The organism is Micromonospora sp. HM134 (assembly GCF_007833915.1).
Lineage (GTDB): Bacteria > Actinomycetota > Actinomycetes > Mycobacteriales > Micromonosporaceae > Micromonospora > Micromonospora wenchangensis.
In genome coordinates, this window is sequence record NZ_CP041061.1 from 3,065,135 (window position 1) to 3,085,063 (window position 19,929).

At 71.9% G+C, this 19,929-nt stretch carries 12 protein-coding genes; 8 read left to right on the top strand and 4 right to left on the bottom strand.

The window, feature by feature from the left end:
* Positions 1-35: 35 nt before the first annotated feature.
* On the bottom strand, positions 36-2,291 hold the full coding sequence (locus FJK98_RS13440) for an alpha-L-fucosidase (protein ID WP_205789440.1): 2,256 nt from the start codon (positions 2,289-2,291) through the stop codon (positions 36-38).
* A 514-nt stretch (positions 2,292-2,805) separates the two neighbouring features.
* On the opposite strand from FJK98_RS13440, the gene FJK98_RS13445 reads away from it, so the two are divergent.
* From FJK98_RS13445 to FJK98_RS13455, 3 genes are read left to right on the top strand one after another with little or no spacing between them, the layout of a single operon-like run.
* Positions 2,806-4,452: an amino acid adenylation domain-containing protein gene (locus FJK98_RS13445; protein ID WP_240762819.1), complete on the top strand. Its 1,647-nt coding sequence runs from the start codon at positions 2,806-2,808 to the stop codon at positions 4,450-4,452.
* The gene (locus FJK98_RS13450) at positions 4,449-5,783 is read left to right on the top strand and encodes a hypothetical protein (RefSeq protein WP_145919316.1); all 1,335 of its coding nucleotides are present in this window, start codon (positions 4,449-4,451) and stop codon (positions 5,781-5,783) included. The genes FJK98_RS13445 and FJK98_RS13450 overlap by 4 nt, the downstream gene beginning before the upstream one ends.
* A 16-nt stretch (positions 5,784-5,799) precedes the next feature.
* On the top strand, positions 5,800-6,564 hold the full coding sequence (locus tag FJK98_RS13455; protein ID WP_145919317.1) for an enoyl-CoA hydratase-related protein: 765 nt from the start codon (positions 5,800-5,802) through the stop codon (positions 6,562-6,564).
* Between the two features lie 45 nt (positions 6,565-6,609).
* On the opposite strand, the gene FJK98_RS13460 is transcribed toward FJK98_RS13455, so the two are convergent.
* On the bottom strand, positions 6,610-7,290 hold the full coding sequence (locus tag FJK98_RS13460; protein WP_145919318.1) for a response regulator transcription factor: 681 nt from the start codon (positions 7,288-7,290) through the stop codon (positions 6,610-6,612).
* Positions 7,291-7,345: 55 nt separating this feature from the next.
* The gene (locus FJK98_RS13465) at positions 7,346-8,671 is read right to left on the bottom strand and encodes a cell wall metabolism sensor histidine kinase WalK (protein WP_240762821.1); all 1,326 of its coding nucleotides are present in this window, start codon (positions 8,669-8,671) and stop codon (positions 7,346-7,348) included.
* A gap of 513 nt (positions 8,672-9,184) precedes the next feature.
* On the opposite strand from FJK98_RS13465, the gene FJK98_RS13470 reads away from it, so the two are divergent.
* Positions 9,185-10,714 carry a non-reducing end alpha-L-arabinofuranosidase family hydrolase gene (locus FJK98_RS13470; protein ID WP_145919320.1) on the top strand — a complete coding sequence of 510 codons (1,530 nt, stop codon included), beginning with the start codon at positions 9,185-9,187 and terminating at the stop codon, positions 10,712-10,714.
* A gap of 410 nt (positions 10,715-11,124) precedes the next feature.
* On the opposite strand, the gene FJK98_RS13475 is transcribed toward FJK98_RS13470, so the two are convergent.
* Positions 11,125-14,679, bottom strand: coding sequence for a ThuA domain-containing protein (locus tag FJK98_RS13475; RefSeq protein ID WP_145919321.1), 3,555 nt, complete (start codon positions 14,677-14,679; stop codon positions 11,125-11,127).
* Between the two features lie 524 nt (positions 14,680-15,203).
* Here FJK98_RS13475 and FJK98_RS13480 point away from each other — a divergent pair.
* Genes FJK98_RS13480 through FJK98_RS13495 form a run of 4 tightly spaced genes read left to right on the top strand, consistent with a single transcriptional unit; the run spans position 15,204 to position 19,929 of the window.
* Positions 15,204-16,715: a sugar ABC transporter ATP-binding protein gene (locus tag FJK98_RS13480; protein WP_145919322.1), complete on the top strand. Its 1,512-nt coding sequence runs from the start codon at positions 15,204-15,206 to the stop codon at positions 16,713-16,715.
* A gap of 56 nt (positions 16,716-16,771) precedes the next feature.
* The gene (locus FJK98_RS13485) at positions 16,772-17,746 is read left to right on the top strand and encodes an ABC transporter permease (RefSeq protein ID WP_145919323.1); all 975 of its coding nucleotides are present in this window, start codon (positions 16,772-16,774) and stop codon (positions 17,744-17,746) included.
* 2 nt (positions 17,747-17,748) lie between these two features.
* Entirely contained in the window at positions 17,749-18,732 is a 984-nt protein-coding gene (locus FJK98_RS13490; RefSeq protein ID WP_145919324.1) for an ABC transporter permease, read from the top strand.
* 12 nt (positions 18,733-18,744) lie between these two features.
* Positions 18,745-19,929: a substrate-binding domain-containing protein gene (locus FJK98_RS13495; RefSeq protein WP_240762823.1), complete on the top strand. Its 1,185-nt coding sequence runs from the start codon at positions 18,745-18,747 to the stop codon at positions 19,927-19,929.

The following is a 19,929-nucleotide window of genomic DNA, read 5'->3' on the forward strand; positions in this document are numbered from 1 at the left end:
TGACGGCCGTACCCGCCGGGTGGCGCACTGCGGGGTCAGGCGGTGGTGACGGTCCAGAGCAGGTTGGTGCTGCCGTCCCAGCTCCACTGCTTGACGGTCGCGCCGGAGGCGACCTGGCCGCCGCCGTCGAGCACCAGGCCGGTCGCCCGGTTGGCGATCCGGTACCGCCGGTTGCCCTGGTCGGTGAGCTGCCACTGCTGGCTGGTGCCGCCGTTCCAGGCCGCCTGCTGGGCGGCGGCCCCGGTGTTGGTGAGGCCGGCGCCGTCGACGACCATGCCGGTGGTGCGGTTGACGATCCGGTGGTAGCCGGTGCCCAGGTCGACGAGCTGCCACTGGAGGTTGGTGCTGCCGTCCCAGCTCCACTGCTTCAGCGGCGAGCCGGCCGCGACGTTGCCGCCGCCGTCCAGCGCCAGGCCGTTGGTCACGTTGGTGATCCGCAGGTACGCCGCCGGGTTGAAGGTGACCCGCAGCGAGGCGATGGCGTCGTTGTTGCCGGTGTTGCGCAGGTCGGCGTTGTCGGCGGTGAACGTCCAACTGGTGCCCGAGAAGCCGTCGTTGGCGTACCCGACGAGCTGGTGACCGGCGGTGACCCGGACCGACGAGATGGTGCGCAGCCCGATGCCGGCGGACTGCAACTGCGCGGCGGTGTGGCTGCCGACCGGCAGGGTGACGCCGGTGTCGTAGCCGGTGTTGGCGTAGACGCTGACCGGCCCGGCGGTGGCGGGGCCGCCGCCGGGGGTCGGGACCGTCCCGCTGAAGGTCAGTTTCAGCACGTACGCGGGCGCGCTGAACGGCGCGCCCGCCGACGGCAGGGTGACCCGCAGCCCGGTGCTGTCCTGGGTGCGGGTGGGCAGGTTGACGTAGCTGCCGGCGGTGCTGTCGAGCAACTGCACGCCGGTCAGCGAGGCGAGGTTGATCCGGCCGGACGCGAGCGTGGTGATGGTCACGGAGCTGCCCGGCCAGCCGAGGACCGTCGCGTACAGCACCCGGTTGTCCTTGCTGCGGGTGAACCGGATGTCCTGGGCGGTGCCGGCCCGGGGCTGGGTGAAGGAGCCGCCGCCCATCTGGGTCGGGCCCTCGCCGTACGTGGTCCAGGCCCGGGTGGCGTAGATCGACTCGCCGAAGCGGCGCAGGTAGTCGCCGATGCTCCGCAGGATCGTCTGCTGCCCGGACGGGATGGTGCCGTCGGCCGTCGGCGCGATGTTGAGCACCATGTTGCCGTTCTTGCTGACCCGGTCGATCAGCGAGTGCAGCAGCTGGGGGAGCGTGTAGTAGCCGATGCCCGTGGTGTAGCACCAGCTCGAACTGCTGATGCTGTCGTCGGTCAGCCAGTAGGGGGTGCGCAGGTCGGCCGGTCCGCCGCGCTCGTAGTCGTAGACCGCGCCGCCGGATTCCAGGCCGTCCTTGTAGGTGGCGACGACCTCCCTGTCCCAGGCGACGGCCCGGTTGTAGTAGTACGCCAGGAACTTCGTCCGCTGGGCGTCGCTGATCCGCCGCAGGTCGAAGTCCTGCCAGATGATGTCCGGCCGGGCCTGGTCGATGACCTCGCGGAGCTTGTCGTACCAGAGTTGCTCCTCGGCGGCGGTGCCCAGTTGGCCGTAGAGCTTGCGCAGGCTCGGGTCGGACTGCTGCGGCGCCCACTGGTAGAAGCCGGTGAAGTTGAACGCGTGGTGCATGGCGACCAGCACCTTGAGGCCCCGGGCCCGGATCGCGTCGGTGTGCAGTTTCAGCAGGTCGAGGCGGGGTCCCTTGGCGACGGAGTTCCACTCGTTGACCTGGCTGTTCCACATGGAGAAGCCGTCGTGGTGTTCGGCCACCGGCCCGGCGAACCGCGCCCCGGCGTCGACGAACAGCTGCGCCCACTCGTCGGGGTCGAAGCTGCCGCCCGCCGACCGCAGCCGGGGGGCGAACTGGACGAAGCGGCCGGACCGGTCGTTGGCCCCGGTGATGAACTGGTGGTACGGCCACACCGACGGGTCGCCGTACACGCTCCGGTGGTGGTTGTTCTCGCCGGAGCCGTTGTTGTACATGTTGCGCGGGTACCACTCGTTGGCGAACGCGGGAACGCTGAAGACGCCCCAGTGGTAGTAGATGCCGAACTTGGCGTCCTGGAACCACTCGGCCGCCGCCGGGTGCTGGCCGACCGAGGCCCACGACTCGGTGTAGCTGGTGGGGCCGGGGATGGCGGCCGAGGCGGGGGAGGGGCGGATCAGGCCGGCGGTGGCGGCGGTGGCCCCGGTGAGGCCCAGGGCGGCCAGGAGCGAGCGTCGGGAGATCGGGGGACGGGACACGGAGACCCCTCCTTGGGTGGGGAGGTGGGGTGGTGCCGGTATGCGTGGTCGAGACATCAGACGTTAGAGTTTCCATTGTGTAACGTCAATGCCCTACGGAGACTCCAGAGCGCATCTGGGGCGGCTTTTCCGTCGGGACGCCGCTGATCCCGCGACGGCAGACATCATACCAATGCCCTGTCGGGCCGGACGGCCCCGGCTGGCGACGTGCCGCAGGCGGCGGTGGGCGGGCCGCGTTCCGATGAACGTTAACATCGAAATCCGTAGTTTCCCGGCGTCGTGTCGCCCGCGCCGGTCGACCCCGGGCCCGCGCCGCGTCGACCCCGCGCGCCGGCCGGGAGCCGACCCGCCCCGCCCGCCGTGGCCCCCTCCGATCCGACCGAACGTGCACCGGTGGGCACCGGGGCACGTTCGGTCGGCCACCGCGCGACGGATCTAAGAGATTTCCCATTTGAATTGACCAGCATCGATTCCGATCGCCGCGCAGGGCGGCCGGTCAGAACAGGAGCGGCCCATGTCCGTACGACAGTCCACCGACGACACCGCGACCCACCCGGTCGGCGTCCTCCCCGCCGGGCGGGACGGCTGGCGGGGAGCCCTGCTGGACCACCTCCCACCGCGCGAGCGGCGGCTGTTCCACCGGTTCGGCCAGGGCCCCCGGGTGCCCGCCCCCGACCTGCGCATCCACCAGGCGTTCGCCCGGTGGGCCGCCACCACCCCGGACGCCGTCGCCGCCGAGCACCTCGGGGTACGGATCGGCTACCGCGAACTGGACCGCCAGGCCAACCGGCTCGCCGCCCACCTCGTCGCCCTCGGCGTGCGCACCGGTGACACCGTGGGCGTGTTCACCAGCCGGTCCCTGCCGATGCTGGTCGGCATCCTGGCCACCCTCAAGGCCGGGGCGGCCTACGTCCCGCAGGACGTCCGGATCGCCCCCGCCGCGCAGTTGCGCCAGGTCGCCTCGACCGCCCGCTGCCGGGTGCTGCTGACCACGGCGGCGACCCTGGACGCGGTGCCGGCGTCACCCGGTGTGCCCCGGCTCGCGGTCGACGCGATGATGGCCGAGCCGCTGCCGCCCGGCGGGCACCTCACCGCCCCCGTCCCGGACCGTCCGGTACGCGCCGACGACGGCTGCTACGTGCTGTTCACCTCCGGCACCACGGGCACCCCCAACGGCGTCACCGTCACCCACGGCAACGTGGCCAACATCCTGCTCACCGCCCCGGGCCACCTGGGGATACGGCCCGGACGGACGGTCGCCCAACTGCTCAACGTCGCCTTCGACATGGCCGCCTGGGAGATCCTCGGCTGCCTCGCCAACGGCGGCACCCTGCTCGTGCGCGACCGGGACCTCACCGCCACCGCCGCCCGAGCCGACGTGCTGATCGCCACCCCCTCGGTGCTCGGCCGGATCGACCTGGACCGGTGCGCCGGGGTGCGGGTCGTCGCGGTGGCGGGGGAGCCCTGCCCGCGTCCGCTGGCCGACCGGTGGGCCGCCGGCCGGGTCTTCTACAACTGCTGCGGGCCGACCGAGACCACCATCGTCAACACCATGCACCGGCACCGGCCGGGCGCGCCGCTGACCATCGGCCGGCCGACGCCGAACAACACCGTCTACGTCCTCGACGCCGACGGACGGCCCTGCCGCATCGGCGAGGTCGGCGAGATGTGGGCCGGGGGCGACTGCGTCTCCGCCGGCTACCTGGACAACGACGCGCTCAACACCGAGCGGTACGCCCCGGACCCGTTCCTCGGCGGCGGCCGGCTGATGTTCCGTACCCGGGACCGGGGCCGCTGGCGCGCCGACGGGGAGCTGGAGCATCTCGGCCGCACCGACGACCAGGTGAAGGTCCGGGGTTTCCGGGTGGAGCTGGACGCGGTCTCCACCGTGCTGGAGACGGTGCCGGGCTGCCGGCGCGCGGTCACCCTCCGGGTCACCGACCGGGACCTGGTCTCCTTCGTGGCCCCCGCGGAGCTGGACCCGCAGCGGTGCCGGGAGACCGTGGCCGCCGCGCTGCCCTACTACTGCGTGCCGGCGGCCGTGCACCCGCTGCCGGAACTGCCGATGACCGGCCGGGGCAAGGTCGACCGGGACGCGCTGCTGAGGCTCGCCCTCGACCTGCGGTGGCAGTGGGCCCACGTCGAGGAGGCGGCGGCGTGACCACCACCGACCTGCCACCCGCGCCGACGTCGCGCACCGGCCCGGCGGGTGTCCCCGACGACACACTTCCCCCGCCGGTGTCGACGCTGCGCCGGGTCCTGGCCCAGCCCCGGTTCATGCACCACCACCGGCTCGTCGCGGCGGTGCTCGCCACCAACGCCGCGCTGCTGGCGTACGGGCTGTCCGCCGGCTGGTGGCACGGCCCCGGAGCCGCCGACGCGTTGGGTGTCGTCGCGCTGGCGAACGTCGCGCTGGCCGTGCTGATCCGCCAGCAGTACGTGATCAACCTGCTGTTCCGGCTGGCCACCCGGGCACCCACCCGGTGGCCGCTGCGGGTGCGGGCCACCCTGGGCAAGGTCTACCACTTCGGTGGGCTGCACGTCGGCGCGGCGCTGGCCGGCACCGGCTGGTTCCTCGCCCAGCTCGGCGCGCTGACCGTCGGCGACGGGCCGACGGGCGCGCTGGTCACCGGGTACGCGGTGGCCGTCCTGCTGCTGGCCGTCGTCGGCACCGCGCTGCCGCCGGTGCGGTCCCGCCGGCACGACCTGTTCGAACGCACCCACCGTCTCGGCGGCTGGGCGGCCCTGCTGCTGCTCTGGGCGCAGGCCGGTTTCCTGGCCGGCGGGCCGGTCGCGCTGGCCACCTCCGCGCCGGGCGTGGTGCTCGCGGTGCTGACCGTCAGCATCGCCCTGCCCTGGCTGCGGTTGCGCCGGGTGCCGGTGGTGGTGCACCGTCCCTCGTCGCACGTGGCGCTGGTCCACTTCGACCACGGCGTGACGCCGTTCCCCGGCTCGTCCACCGCGGTCAGCCGCAGCCCGCTGTGGGAGTGGCACTCCTTCGCCAACGTGCCGACGCCGGGTCGCAGCGGGTTCCGGCTGACCGTGAGCCGGGCCGGCGACTGGACCGGCCGGTTCGTCGACGACCCGCCGCGGCGGCTCTGGGTGAAGGGGATCAGCACCGCCGGGGTGGCCAACATCGAGACCCTGTTCCGGCGGGTGCTGTACGTGGCGACCGGCAGCGGGATCGGCCCGGTGCTGCCGCACCTGCTGGCCGGGCAGGTGCCGGCGCACCTGGTCTGGGTGGCCCGCCGGCACCGGGAGACCTTCGGCGACGACCTGGTCGACGAGATCCTCGCCCACCAGCCCGACGCGCTGCTGTGGGACACCGCCCGCGACGGCAAGCCCGACATGCTGCGGCTGGCGTGGCAGGCGTGCCGCCGGTACGACGCCGAGGCGGTCATCTGCATCTCGAACCGGCCGCTGACCTGGCAGGTGGTGCGGGGCATGGAGGAACGCGGGGTGCCCGCGTACGGCGCGATCTGGGATTCCTGACGAGAGGGAGGCGACGATGAGGATCACCGTGGAAAAGGACGACCGGGTGGTCACGGTGCGGTTGTGCCGGCCCGAGGTGCGCAACGCGCTGGACACGGCGCTGCTGACCGAGCTGGTCGAGACGCTGCGCCCGCTGGACCGCGACCCGGGGGTGGGCTGCTTCGTGCTCACCGGCTCCGACGAGGTCTTCGCGGCCGGGGCGGACATCCGGGAGATGGCCGGCAAGTCCTTCCTGGACGTGGCGTTGGACGATCACTTCGCCGGTTGGGACGCGTTCGCCGCGCTGCGTACCCCGAAGATCGCGGCGGTGGCCGGCTACGCCCTCGGCGGCGGCTGCGAGCTGGCGATGATGTGCGACCTGATCTTCGCGGCGGACAACGCCCGGTTCGGGCAGCCGGAGCTGCGGCTGGGGGTGATGCCCGGCATCGGCGGCACCCAGCGGCTGACCCGGCTGATCGGCCCGGCGCGGGCGATGGACCTGGTGCTCACCGGGCGGCAGCTCGACGCCGCGGAGGCGCACCGGTACGGCCTGGTGTCCCGGGTGGTGCCGACGGATCGCCTGCTGGCCGAGGCGCAGGCCGCGGCGGCGGTGGTGGCCGGGTATCCGAAGCTCGCGACGATGCTGGCCCGGGAGGCGGTCCGGCAGGCCGAGGAGGTCGGGGTGCACGCCGGGGTGCTGTTCGAACGGCGGGCCTTCCACGCCCTGTTCGCCACCGAGGACCAGCGCGAGGGGATGGCCGCCTTCCTGGAGAAACGTCCGGCCCGGTTCGTGGGCCGCTGAGCCACCCCGCCGCCCGGGGCCCCGTCGGGGTCCCGGGCGGCCGGCTCACAGCGCGCCGATCTGGTAGCCGAGGCCGTGCACGGTACGCACCACCCGGTCGCCGAGCTTGCGGCGCAGGTAGTGCACGTACGTGTCGACCACCGCCTCGGTGCGGTCCGCGCCGAACACCCGTCCGCGCAGCTGGCTGCGGCTGTGCACCATCCGGGGTTGGCTGGCGAGCAGCCGGATCAGCTCGAACTCCCGGCCGCTGAGCGTCACCTCCCGCCCGTCGGGCAGCCGCACCCCGCGCTGGGCCAGGTCGAGTTGCCCGGCCCCGATGGGGATCAGTTCGGCCCCGTCGAAGCGGCGACGGGTCAACGCCCGCACCCGGGCCATCAGCTCGGTCACCTCGAACGGTTTGGGCAGGTAGTCGTCGGCGCCCGCGTCGAGGCCCCGGATGCGTTCGTCGAGGTCGCCGAGCGCGCTGAGCATCAGCACCCGGGCGGCGACGGAGCACCGCCGCAGCCGGATGAGCAGGTCGACCCCGTCGATCGCCGGCAGCCGCCGGTCCAACATGATCACCTGGTAGGGGCCGCGCAGCGCCAGGTGCAGGCCCCGCTGGCCGTCGCGGGCCAGGTCGATCCGGTACCCCGCCCGGCGGAACAGCTCGACCAGCATGTCGGCCAGTTCCGCGTCGTCCTCGACGAGGAGCAACGGGCCGTGCGCCGGGGGTGACGGGTCGGTCATCCGTTCATGGTCGCACCGAAACCGCAGAAGGTTGACCGGTGGAATTTTTCGCCGGTCAGAATCTGCTGGTCGCGCGTTCCCCGCCCGTCCGCTCCCGGCCCGCCCACCAGCAGAAGGGCCACCGGCCCCCACCCGGGTCGCCGTCCGTCGGCGGACCCCCGGCCCGCCCCCCACCGGCCACCGGCAGCCGTACGGTGAAGGTGGCGCCCGCCCCGGGCCGGCCGGTGGCGCTGATCGTGCCGCCGTGCGCGGTGACCACCTCACGGACCAGCGCCAGCCCGAGCCCGGCCCGGCGGTCCCCGGCGTCGGGGCCCCGGTGGAACCGGTCGAAGATCCGGCCGGCGTGCCGGGGGTCGAATCCCCGGCCGGAGTCGCTGACCACCAGCTCGATCCGGTCCGCGCCCGCCGGGCGTAACCGCACCTGCACCCGCCCGCCGGCCGGGGTGTGGTGCAGGGCGTTCGCCAGCAGTTCCGCCACCACCCGGCGCAGCGCGGGCCCGACACCGGCCACCGGCACCGGATGGTCCGCGCCGGTCACCCCGAGCGTCACCCCGAGGGCGGCGGCGCGCGGCGCGTCGGCCCCGATCGCCTCGACGACCAGCGCGGCGAGGTCGACCGTGGCCGGCGGTCGGGTCATCGCCGCCGGATCGGCCAGCCGGGCCGACAGGAGCAACTCGTCGACGATCTCCCCGAGCCGCCGGGTGGTGTGCAGCAGCCGGTCCAGATCCTGCCGGTCCGCGTCGTGCGCCGCGCCGGTCGTCCGCTGGGCCAGCAACTGGGCCGCCGTGTGCACCCGGGTGATCGGGGCCCGCAGCTCGTGGCTGGCGTCGGCGACGAAGCGGCGTTGCCGGTCGAGCGCCTCGGTCAACGGCAGCACCGACCGGCGACGCAGCCGCAGGTCGGTCGCGGTCGCCGCGACCAGGACGGCCAACGCGGCGGTCGACACCGCCCACAGCAGGTAGCGCCGTTCGGCGAGTTGGAAGCGGGCGTCGAAGACCACCTGGACGACCTCGCCGTCGCGCAGCTGGGTGCGCACGTGGTAGACGGTGCCGTTGCGGGCGACCTGCCCGACCTGGGGTCGGCCGGTGCGGGCCACGGCGTGGATCGCCCCGTGCTCCGGGAACCCGGCCGGCATCGCGCCACCGTGCCCGGTGTCGCTCGCGCCGCCGAAGATCCAGGTGCAGCCGGACGGGTCGGCCGGGCGGCCGTGCACCATCGCCCAGTCCAGCTCGTGGCGGATCCTGGCCTGTTGGACGTGTACCAGGGCGGCGTAGCCGACGCCGCCGGCCAGCGCCAGCAGGGCGACGACCAGCAGGCCGACGGCCAGCCCGGTACGCGGCCGGGCGTGGCTGGCCGGTCGCGTCCGGCTGGTCAGCGGCACCGTGCCGCCCCGTGCCCGCGTGCGTGACCCTGTCCGCCTGCCCGGCCACCGACCCGCATCCATCGAAGATTACACATCACCCACCGGATCGGAAGGGATCATCGTCGGCTCCCGGACGGCGGGCCCGTCCGGCAGGTCCCGGGCCGGGCGATGCGGAGAGTGAGCGTTAACATGACCGCCGCATCGGCCACCCCGGCGGTAGGGGCCTTCCGTGTGGCGGCCACCTGGGCGGGCGGATGGCACGACCTTGAGCTGTCCGAAACACTCTGGTAACATCGCCGGATCTGAATGGGACCCCTGCCGGTTCGTTCGCCCCCACCAGCCCGACCGAAGAAACACCCGACCTGCATCCATCTATGTGAGCGTTCACATAGGTTGGTCGTATCCCGCCTCGGCGGGAGCGTCCGACGACGCGGGCCGGCCCGACCACCCCGGCCCTCGGCGACCACGTCACCGGGGGCCGCCGCGCAGGGACCCCCGGGCTCCACCCGTCCTCATGAAGGAGCGCCCTCCATGCATCTCCCGGCTGCCCACCCCGGCCCGGCCCCCGGCCGTCGCGGCCACCGGCGATGGCTGCTGTCAGCGGCCACCGCCCTCGTGACCGCCCTCAGCGGCGGTGCCGTCGTCGCGGTCACCGCGACGGAGGCCGCCGCCGCCACCATCGACACCGGCGCGTCGTACGTGCTGGTCAACCGCAACAGCGGCAAGGCCCTCGACGTCTACAACCTGGCCACCAGCGACGGGGCCCGGATCACCCAGTGGACCCGCAACGACGGCAGCCAGCAGCAGTGGCAGTTCGTCGACTCCGGCGGCGGCTACTACCGGCTGAAGTCGAAGCTGTCCGGCAAGGTGCTCGACGTCTACAACAAGTCCACCGCCGACGGCGGGTCGATCGTGCAGTGGACCGACAACAACGGCGCCAACCAGCAGTTCAGCATCCAGGACATCGACGGCTACATCCAGCTGATCAACCGCAACAGCGGCAAGGCCGTCGAGGTGCAGGGCGCGTCCACCGCCGACGGCGGCAACATCGTGCAGTACGCCGACTGGAACGGCACCAACCAGCAGTGGCAGCTCGTCAAGGTCGGTGGCACCACCACCCCGCCGCCCACGACCCCGCCGCCGAGCGGCAACTGCACGCTGCCGTCGTCGTACCGGTGGTCGTCGACGGGTTCGCTGGCCAACCCGAAGTCCGGGTGGGTGTCGCTGAAGGACTTCACGGTCGCCCCGTACAACGGCAGGCAGCTCGTCTACGCCACCACGCACGACTTCGGCAGCTCGTGGGGGTCGATGAACTTCGGCCTGTTCACGAACTGGTCGGAGATGGCCTCGGCGTCGCAGAACGGGATGAACTCGGCGACGGTCGCGCCGTCGTTGTTCTACTTCGCACCGAAGAACATCTGGGTGCTGACCTACCAGTGGGGTGGCACCGCGTTCTCCTACCGGACGTCGAGCGACCCGACCAACCCCAACGGCTGGTCCGCGGCGCAACCGCTGTTCACCGGCAGCATCACCGGCTCCGGCACCGGCCCGATCGACCAGACGGTCATCGGTGACAGCCAGAACATGTACCTGTTCTTCGCCGGTGACAACGGCAAGATCTACCGGGCCAGCATGCCGATCGGGAACTTCCCGGGCAACTTCGGTTCCAGCTACACGACCATCATGAGCGACACCACGAACAACCTGTTCGAAGCCCCGCAGGTCTACAAGGTCGCCGGCCAGAACCAGTACCTGATGATCGTCGAGGCGATCGGCTCCCAGGGCCGCTACTTCCGCTCCTTCACCGCCACCAGCCTGGGCGGCACCTGGACCCCGAACGCGGCCACCGAGAGCAACCCGTTCGCCGGCAAGGCCAACAGCGGCGCCACCTGGACCAACGACATCAGCCACGGCGAGCTGCTGCGCACCAGCGCCGACCAGACCATGACCGTCGACCCGTGCAACCTGCAACTGCTCTACCAGGGCCGTTCGCCGAGCTCCAACGGCGTCGACTACGGCCTGCTGCCCTACCGGCCGGGCCTGCTCACCCGGCAGCGCTGAGGATGCGCATCCCGGACCTCGGGGGTTCCTGAGGTCCGGGGTGGCCCGGGATAGGGCGGGCCGCCGGAACACCTGAACGGCATGCGCACCACCGATCGGCAGGGCCCGCACCTCGGGCCCTGCCGATCACCGTCTCCCCGCGCCGACGCCCGGGGCGGTACCGACCTGCCGGCGGGAACCGTCCGGTGACGTCCACGACCGGCGGTTCCGTCCGTCGGCCGCCGGAGGCGAACGGGTTCCCCCGCGCGGCGGCGATCCGGCGTACCGCTGATCAGCCCGCTGGCCCAGACCGGGACGGCCCGCCGGCCACCCGGCCGGGCGGGGTGGCGACGCGACCCGAGCGGGCCGGCTCCGACATCCGGAGCCGGCCCGCTCGGCCTACCGCCGCCGCGACGGCGACGGGTGGGGCGTCACACCTGGGTGAACCGCCACTGCTGGTTGGTGGCACCGTGGCAGGTCCACTGCAACAGCCGGGCGCCGTCGGTGGTGGCCCCACCGTTGACGTCCAGGCAGAGCCCGCTCTGCACGTTGCGTACCGTGTAGACCCCGGTGGTCGCCGTCGCCGTCGCGGTGAACTTCTGCTGGTTGCCGTTGTTGCAGGTGGCCTGCTGGAGGAACGCGCCGGTCGCGGTGGAACCGCCGGTCACCTCGGCGCACTTGCCGCTGTGCACCGCCTTCAGGTAGACCGCCCCGTTACCGGCGTCCACGGCCTGCCACTTCTGGTTGTTGCCGCCGGTGGCCGCCCACTGGGTGAGCTGCGCGCCGTCGGCGGTGGAGACACCGCTGACGTCCATCAGCTTGCCGCTGTGCAGCGCGGTGAGCGTCCAGGTCTTCCCCGCCACGCCGGTGCCGGTGCCGGTGCCGGGTGTGCCGACACCGTTCCCGCCGAAGGTGTGCGAGTCGAGGTCGAACCAGTTGTTCGCGCTGCCCTTGAACACCAGGTAGAGCGGGTGTGTCCCGGACAGCGCGGACACGCTCACCGGTGCGGTGGACTGGTAGTTGTCCCAACCACCCGTGCTCGGCACCGGGGTGGTGGCCAGCAGCGTGCCGGTCGGCGAGTCGGCCCGCAGCTCGATCGTGCCGCCACCGGACGGCGACGACAGCCGGTAGCTGACCGTCGAGATGCCCGACAGGCTCATCGGGGTGAACGCGATCCAGTCGTTGTTGGAGATGTCACCGACCCGCTTGGTGCTCTCCGCGGCGGCCTGGTCGACGACCCGGATGCCGGACTGGCTGCTGAAGTACTCGGCCTGCTTGTGCTTGGGTTGCAGGATCGCCTGCGCGGTGCCGGTGAGCGGGGACGCCCCGCCCGGGCCACCGCTGTCGGTGTAGCGGGCGTTGAGCACGTAGAACAGGTTGGCGCCGTCGGGATGCCCGCCGAGCAGGTCGGTGGAGATGGTCCCCGAACAGCCCGGGTACTCGGTGGTCTCGTGGGCGTGGTCGTCGTGACCCAGCGCCGGGTTGAGCAGCACCTTGCTGCAGTCGACCGTGCCGCCGTCCGGATCGGTGACGCTGATCTGGTACGACACCTTGTCACCGAAGGTGAGCATGCCGCCGTTGGCCGGTGTGGTGATGGTGACCACGGGCGCGCTGTTGCCGACGGTGATCTGGACGTTGGCGAAGCCCGTCTTGCCGGTGTTGTCGGTGACCTTCAGCTGCGCCGTGTAGTTGCCGTTGGTGGTGTAGACGTGCGACGGGTTGGCCGCCGTCGAGGTGGTGCCGTCCCCGAACGTCCACTGGTAGCTCAGCGTGTTGCCCGGGTCCGGGTCGGCCGTGCCGGCGCTGCTGAACTGGACGTTGAGCGGGGCGGGGCCGCTGGTGGGGGTGCCGACGGCCTTGGCGATCGGGGACCGGCCGCCCTGGATGTAGTCGATCCGGTAGAGCCCGGAGTCGCTGTTGCCGCCACCGAAGTTGGTGCCCCACTCCAGCACGTAGAGCGAGCCGTCCCTGCCGAACTCCAGGTCCATCGGCTTGTTGAACCGCCCGCCGGGCAGGAACGCGTTGGTGCGGGTCACCGCCGTCGCGGAGTCGAAGTGCACCTCCTTGATGTAGCTGCGCGACCACTCGTAGAAGAAGTGCACGCCGTCGTAGTAGGGCGGGAACTTGGTGGCCGACGGGTTCGCCGGGTCGTAGCGGTAGACCGGGCCGCCCATCGGGCCGGAGCCGCCGGAGCCCAGCTCCGGGAAGTTGGACGAGGTGCCGTAGCCGTACCACATGTTGGGGGCGACGACCGGGCGCAGGCTGGTCAGGCCGGTGTTGTTGGGGGAGTTGTTGACCGGGGCGTTGCAGTTGAACTTGGCGCCGACCACGCCGGTGTCCGGGTTGTACGGCGCGTAGGGCTGGTTGTCGCCGTGGCAGAACGGCCACCCGTAGTTGCCGGGAGACTTGATCACGTTGAGTTCGACCAGGCCCTCGGGGCCCCGGTTGGTGGTGGGCGGGTTGCGGTCCGGCCCGTAGTCGGCCAGGTAGACCCAGCCGTTGGCCGGATCGATCGAGAACCGGAACGGGTTGCGGAAGCCCATCGCGTAGATCTCCGGCCTGGTCTGCGCCGTACCCTGCGGGTACAGGTTGCCGGTCGGGATGGTGTAGCCGCCGCTGTCCGAGGGGCGGATGCGCAGCAGCTTGCCCCGCAGGTCGTTGGTGTTGCCGGCGCTGCGGGCGGCGTCGAGGTTGGACTTGCCGGAGCGCCAGTCCAGCGGCGCGTAGCCCTGCCAGTTGGGGTCGAGGTTCGGCGGGGTGTCGTCAACGGTGCCGATGTAGAGGTTGCCGTCCGGGCCGAAGTCGATGTAGCCGCCGGTGTGGCCGGGCTCGGGGAAGGTGCGGTCCCGGTACGCCGGGATGTCGATGATCCGGGCCTCGGTGGACAGGCTGAGGGTGTCACCGGACAGCGTGTAGCGGGAGACGCGGTTGACGTCGGTGCTGCTGCTCGCCGGTGAGTGGTAGAGGTACACGTACCCGTTGGTGGCGAAGTTCGGGTCCAGCGCCATGCCGGTGAGACCGTCCTCGCCGCCGGTGTAGACGCTCAGCGTGGCGGCGGTCACCGTGCTGTTGGTGGCCGGCTTGAAGATCTTGACCTGGCCGCCGCGCTGGACGTACATGACCCGGCCGTCGGGCAGCACGGCCAGGGCCATCGGGTCGACCGTGTTGTCGTCCAGGGTGCGCTTCTCGAAGTTGCCCCACACGGTGCCGCCGCAGTCGCCGGGCAGGTTGCCGGCGGCCCACTTGACGCCGCCGAGGACGTGGTTGCGGAAGTTCGTCTCGCTGTAGGAGTCGATCGCGTGGCCCATCGCGGTGGCCCAGACCCGACCGCCGGCGGCGTTGCGGCACCAGGAGATCGGGTGGTCCGGGCCCATCGCCCGGGACCCCGGGTTGTACGTGCGCTCGTCGGCGGTCACCAGCACGTGCACGTTGCCGCGCGGGTTGGTGTCGAAGTTGTACCACTCCTCGCTGCGGTTCCACCGGTCCGGCAGGCCCGTCGTCGACGGGTGTTGCTTGTCGGCGACGATGGCGGTGCCGGGCAGCACGCCGGGGGAGTGCTCGGGCATGTGGGCGCCGCCGTTGAGGGTCTGGTCCCACCAGGGGTACTCGCCCTCGATACCCATGTCCAGGGCGTTGTGGATGCCGACGATGCCCTTGCCGCTGGCGAGGTAACCCTCCACGGCCTGCCGCTGGGCCGCCGAGGTCCAGACCATGCCGGAGGTCTGGAACATGATGATCACGTCGAAGGTGGCGAGGTTGGCCGCGGTGAAGACGCTGGAGTCCTCGGTCTGCACCAGCTCGAAGTTGTTCGCCGCCGCCTGCTGCTGGAACATGCTGATCCCGGCGGGGATCGAGTCGTGCCGGTAGCCCACCGTCTTGGTGAACAACAGGGCGCGGAAGGCCGGGGCCGCCGACGCGGGTGGTGCGAGGCCGAGTGACATTAACAGCCCGGCGATCATGCCGATGAGCAACGTGGTGCGACGCATGCCGTCTCCTAGGTGTCGGCGGGAACTTCCGATGGCGACCACGGCCCGTCCGCGCGTCCGGTGGACGCCGGGACGCGCGGCGGGCACGGGTGTGCTGTCCGGGGTCGGCGTGCCGTCCGCCGCAACGGCCGTCCGCCCCGCAATGCGTCACTGAGAGTGACGTCGGTGATGTGCTCGCCCGCTGGGCCGCGTGGCCAGGATGGGTCAGTCATCGATGACTGTCAATGGATGGGGTAAGGTTCGATGTTTCGACGGTCCGGCTGTGGGGCGCGCACCGGCCCCCGATCCGGCATCGACGCCGATCGGGTGCTCGGACCGGCGGCCCGCAAAGATCGAGGATTGTGGACACGCATCGAAACATCTATCTTCATACGTGTGATGTTTCGTCGATGTCAAGGAAAGTTTGCTCCTTGGCGACGTAAGCGCTCACGAGCGACAGCGAAAGTTCACCGTCCGGCAGCTCGACCGTGCCGGACACGGAACATCAACCACGCCGATGACTACTGTCTGTGAGGGTTTCCGGGATGCCCGATCCGCCGCCGGCACCGCTGCTGACCCTCCGGGGCATCGGCAAGTCCTTCCTCGGGGTACGCGTGCTCGACGGGGTCGACCTCGACGTCGCACCGGGCGAGGTGCACGCCGTCGTCGGTGAGAACGGCGCCGGCAAGTCCACCCTCATGAAGATCGTCTCCGGCGGGTACGCCCCGGACGCGGGCAGCGTCGAGGTCGCCGGCGCGCGCCGGGTCTTCCGGGGCCCCCGCGACGCGCAGCGCGCCGGGATCGGCATCATCCACCAGGAGTTCAACCTGCTGCCGGAGCGCACCGTCGCCGAGAACGTCCACCTCGGACACGAGCCGGTCCGGCGCGGGCTGGTCGACCGGCGGGCGATGAGCGAGCACACCCGACGGCTGCTCGCCTCGATCGGCGAGACCGACCTGGCCCCCGACACCCGGGTGGGGCGGCTCGGCGTCGCGCAGCAGCAGGTCGTCGAGATCGCCAAGGCGCTCGCCCTGGACGCCCGCCTGCTCATCATGGACGAACCCACCGCCGCGCTGGCCGACCACGAGGTCGAGCTGCTCTACGGGCTGGTCCGCCGGCTCCAGCAGCGGGGCATCGGCGTGCTGTACGTCTCGCACCGGCTCACCGAGGTCTTCGACCTGTCCGACCGCATCACCGTCCTCAAGGACGGCCGCCGGGTCACCACCGTGCACACCGCCGACACCTCCGCCGACGACCTCGTCCGGCACATGGTCGGCCGGGAACTGTCCAGCTACTACCCCGACCGGGCCACCCCCGACGACCTCGGCCCGGTACGCCTCACCGTCCGGGGCGCGGGCAACCGGAAACTGCGCGCCGTCGACCTGGACCTGCGGGCCGGCGAGGTGCTCGGCATCGGCGGGTTGCAGGGCTCCGGACGCTCGGCGTTGGCCCGTGCGCTGTTCGGCGTCTCCCCGTTCACCAGCGGCGACGTGACGCTGGACGGCCGGCCGGTACGGCTGCGCTCACCCCGTACCGCGATGCGGGCCGGCATCGCCTACGTCACCGAGGACCGCAAGGGCGAGGGGATCGTGCCCCGGCAGTCGGTGCTCGACAACGCGCTGCTCGCCGGCCGGGCCGTCTTCCCGGCCCGGTCCGGGCGCGCGGCCCGCACCCGCCGGGTCCGCGACCTGCTCGCCGCCGTCGAGGTCCGCGCCGCCGGCGACGACCAGGAGATCCGCTTCCTGTCCGGCGGCAACCAGCAGAAGGTCGTGCTGGCCCGCTGGCTGGCGCTCGACCCCCGGGTGCTGCTGTTCGACGAGCCGACCCGGGGCATCGACGTGGGGGCGAAGTCGGCCATCCACGACCTCGTCCGTCGGCTTGCCCGCGACGGCGCGGCGGTGCTGATGATCTCGTCGGACCTGCCCGAGCTGCTGGGGATGAGCGACCGGATCGTCGTCATGCGCGACGGCCGGATAGCCGGTGAACTCCCCGCCGCCGCCACCGAGGAGGACGTCGTCACCCTCGCCGTCGGCCACACCCCGGAGGGCAGCCGGTGAGCGCGAGGAGTGAGCCGGGTTTGCGAGCCCCGCAGTCGCGAACGGAAGGCGGACCGGTGAGCGCCCTGTCGTTGCTGCCGGCCCGTCGTCGGGTGCCGGGGGTGTTCGTGGCGCTGGCCCTGACCCTGGCGGTCGGCTGGCTGGTCGTCCTGGTCGACGGCGGGCACCTGTTCAACCAGGCCACGACGGTGAGCCTGCTGCACGTCGCGGCCGGGCTGGGGCTCGTCGCCGTCGGCCAGACGCTGGTCATCCTCGGCGGTTCGCTGGACCTCTCGGTGGCGTACGTGATCAGTCTGAGCACCCTGGTCGCGGCCGAGACGATGAACGGCGGCGACGGCGCGCTGCTGCCGGCGGTCGGCCTGGCGCTCGCGGTCAGCGCCGGGATCGGACTGCTCAACGGGCTGCTCGTGACCCGGTTCCGGGTCAACGCGTTCATCGCCACGCTCGGGGTGGGGCTGCTGCTCAAGGGGTACCTCGACAGCAACTACGACGGCCCGGCCGGGACCACCTCTCCCGCGCTGGTGCAGTCGCTGGGCTACCAGCGGGTCGGTCCGGTGCCGCTGTCGTTCCTGCTGCTGCTCGCGTTGACCGGGGCGGCGTGGTTCGCGCTGTCGCGGACCCGCTTCGGGCACCACCTGGTCGCCGTCGGCGGCGATCCGGAGGTGGCCCGGCTCTCCGGGGTCCGCAACGACCGGGTCCTCGTCACCGCGCACGTGTTGTGTTCGCTGTGTGCCGGGCTCGCCGGGATCTACCTGGCCAGCCGGCTCGGTTCGGGTGCGCCCCGGGTGGGCACCGAGGGCCTCTACGACCTGGAGTCGATCGCCGCGGTGGTGATCGGCGGGACCGCGCTCGCCGGTGGGCGGGGCGGGGTCGTCGGCACGGTCGGCGGGGTGCTGCTGCTCGCCAGCATCGACGCGATCTTCAACCAGCTCGAGGTGGACGCCTTCTTCAAGCAGGTGATCCGGGGTGTGGTCATCATCGCCGCAGTCGCCGTCTACGCCCGTCGGGCCCTGCGGAAGGCGGCGTCCTGACCATGTCGACCGTCGCGCGTCGTGCGCTGTCCCCGATCCGCCTGCGGGTACGCCCCGGCGGGGTGCTGCCGATCCTGGCCATCCTCGCGGTGCTGTTGGTGCTCGTCGGCATCCGGCAGCCCGGCTTCCTCGACCCGCCGTCGCTGATGTCCTTCCTCGGCCGGTCGGCACCGGTCATCCTGCTCGCCGCCGGCCAGTACTTCGTGATCGTCTCCGGTGAGTTCGACCTGTCGGTGGGTTCGCTGGTCACCGCGCAGGTGGTGGTGGCGGCCCGGCTGATCGACGGCGATCCGGCCCGGACCTGGCCGGTGGTGCTGCTCCTGCTCGTCTTCGGCGCGCTGGTCGGGCTGGTCAACGGGCTGGTCACGACGCGCCTGCGGGTGCCGTCGTTCATCACCACCCTGGGCATGTTCCTGATCCTGGTCGGCGCGGTCTACCTGTGGTCGGACGGCGCGCCCAAGGGCGGGCTCTCCGAGGAGTTCCGCCGGTTCGGCCGCCGGGCGGTGGAGGACGTGCCGCTGCTCGGCCGGGTGCCGTACGCGCTGCTGGTCCTGGTGGTCGTCGCGGCGCTCGCCGTGCTGCTGATGCGGTCGGACTTCGGCCGGACCCTGGTGGCTGTCGGCGACAACCCGCGCACCGCGCAGCTGAGCGGGGTACGCGTCTGGCGTACCCGGACGGTCGCCTTCGTCCTCAGCGGGCTCGCGGCGGCCGTGGCGGCGATCCTGCTCGGCGGCTACAGCGGGGTGTCCTTCCAGGCCGGGGCGGGCCTGGAGTTCGGGGCGATCACCGCGGTGGTGCTCGGTGGCGTGGCGCTCGGCGGGGGCCGTGGCTCGGTCGTCGGCGCGATGCTCGGCGCGCTCACCCTCGAACTGCTCTTCGCGCTGATGAACTTCTACGGCGTCTCCGGCGCCCTCAGGTCCACCGTCCAGGGCGCGATCATCCTGCTCGCCGTGGCGGTCTCGGCTACCCGTTCTTCGTCTCGATAAGGGGAAACCATAGTGCGACGTTGCCTGGCGGCGCTGGCCGCCGTCACCCTGCTGTCCCTGACCGCCTGCGCCACCGACGAACCGGGCGCGGGCCCTGCGGGCGGTTCCACCTCGGCCGCCGGTTCGGGCACCGGGGAGCAGTCGAAGTTCTTCGTGCAGGCCGACTACGACGCCGAGTTGGCGCTGCTCGGCGCGACGCCGACCGGCCCGGCGGACAAGCCGTGGGAGCAGATGCTCAACCCGACCATGGTGGACACCACGAAGTTCAAGAAGGCCGGTCCGCACAAGCTGTGCTTCTCCAACGCGGCGTTGAACAACCCGTGGCGGCAGGTCGGGTTCAAGACCATGCAGGCGGAGGTGGCCGCTCAGGGCAGCCGGATCAGCGAGTTCGTGCACGTCGACGCCGAGGGCAAGGACCAGAAGCAGATCGCCGACATCAACGACCTGCTCGGCAAGGGCTGCGACGCGCTGATCGTCTCGCCGAACACCACCGCCACGCTCACCCCGGCGGTCGAGGCGGCCTGCAAGGCGGGGCTGCCGGTGGTCGTCTTCGACCGTGGGGTCAGCACGAAGTGCCCGGTGACGTTCGTCAACCCGATCGGCGGCTACGGTTTCGGCCACGTCGGGGCCGAGTTCGTCAGCCAGAGGATGAAGCCGGGCGGCAAGGTCCTCGCCCTGCGCATCCTGCCCGGTGTCGACGTGCTGGAGACCCGCTGGTCGGCGGCGAAGGTGGCGTTCGACAAGGCGAAGGTCGACGTGGTGGGGGTGGAGTTCACCGACGGCGACCCGGCCAAGACCAAGAAGATCGTCGACGACTACCTCCAGCGGTACGGCACCATCGACGGCGTGTGGATGGACGCCGGTGCGGTCGCGGTCGCAGCCGTCGAGGCGTTCCAGGACGCGGGCAAGCCGGTGCCGCCGATCAACGGGGAGGACCAGCTCGACTTCCTGAAGGTGTGGAAGGACAAGGGCCTGACCGCGATCGCGCCGACGTACCCGACGTACCAGTGGCGTACGCCGGTCATCGCCGCGCTGCGCATCCTCGACGGGCAGCAGGTGGCGAACCCGTGGAAGCTGCCCCAGCCGACCATCACCCAGGACAACCTGGACCGGTATCTCGACCCGGGCATGCCGCCGTTGCACTACGCGATGTGCGGCTGCACCGACCTGCCCGGTTACCCGCAGCGCTGGAAGTAG

Excerpts from the sequence above, each read along its gene's own strand:
- FJK98_RS13445 (WP_240762819.1), top strand. The coding sequence starts at position 2,806 with ATGTCCGTACGACAGTCCACCGACGACACCGCGACCCACCCGGTCGGC.
- FJK98_RS13455 (WP_145919317.1), top strand. The coding sequence starts at position 5,800 with ATGAGGATCACCGTGGAAAAGGACGACCGGGTGGTCACGGTGCGGTTG.
- FJK98_RS13460 (WP_145919318.1), bottom strand. The coding sequence starts at position 7,290 with ATGACCGACCCGTCACCCCCGGCGCACGGCCCGTTGCTCCTCGTCGAG.
- FJK98_RS13470 (WP_145919320.1), top strand. The coding sequence starts at position 9,185 with ATGCATCTCCCGGCTGCCCACCCCGGCCCGGCCCCCGGCCGTCGCGGC.
- FJK98_RS13475 (WP_145919321.1), bottom strand. The coding sequence starts at position 14,679 with ATGCGTCGCACCACGTTGCTCATCGGCATGATCGCCGGGCTGTTAATG.
- FJK98_RS13480 (WP_145919322.1), top strand. The coding sequence starts at position 15,204 with ATGCCCGATCCGCCGCCGGCACCGCTGCTGACCCTCCGGGGCATCGGC.
- FJK98_RS13490 (WP_145919324.1), top strand. The coding sequence starts at position 17,749 with ATGTCGACCGTCGCGCGTCGTGCGCTGTCCCCGATCCGCCTGCGGGTA.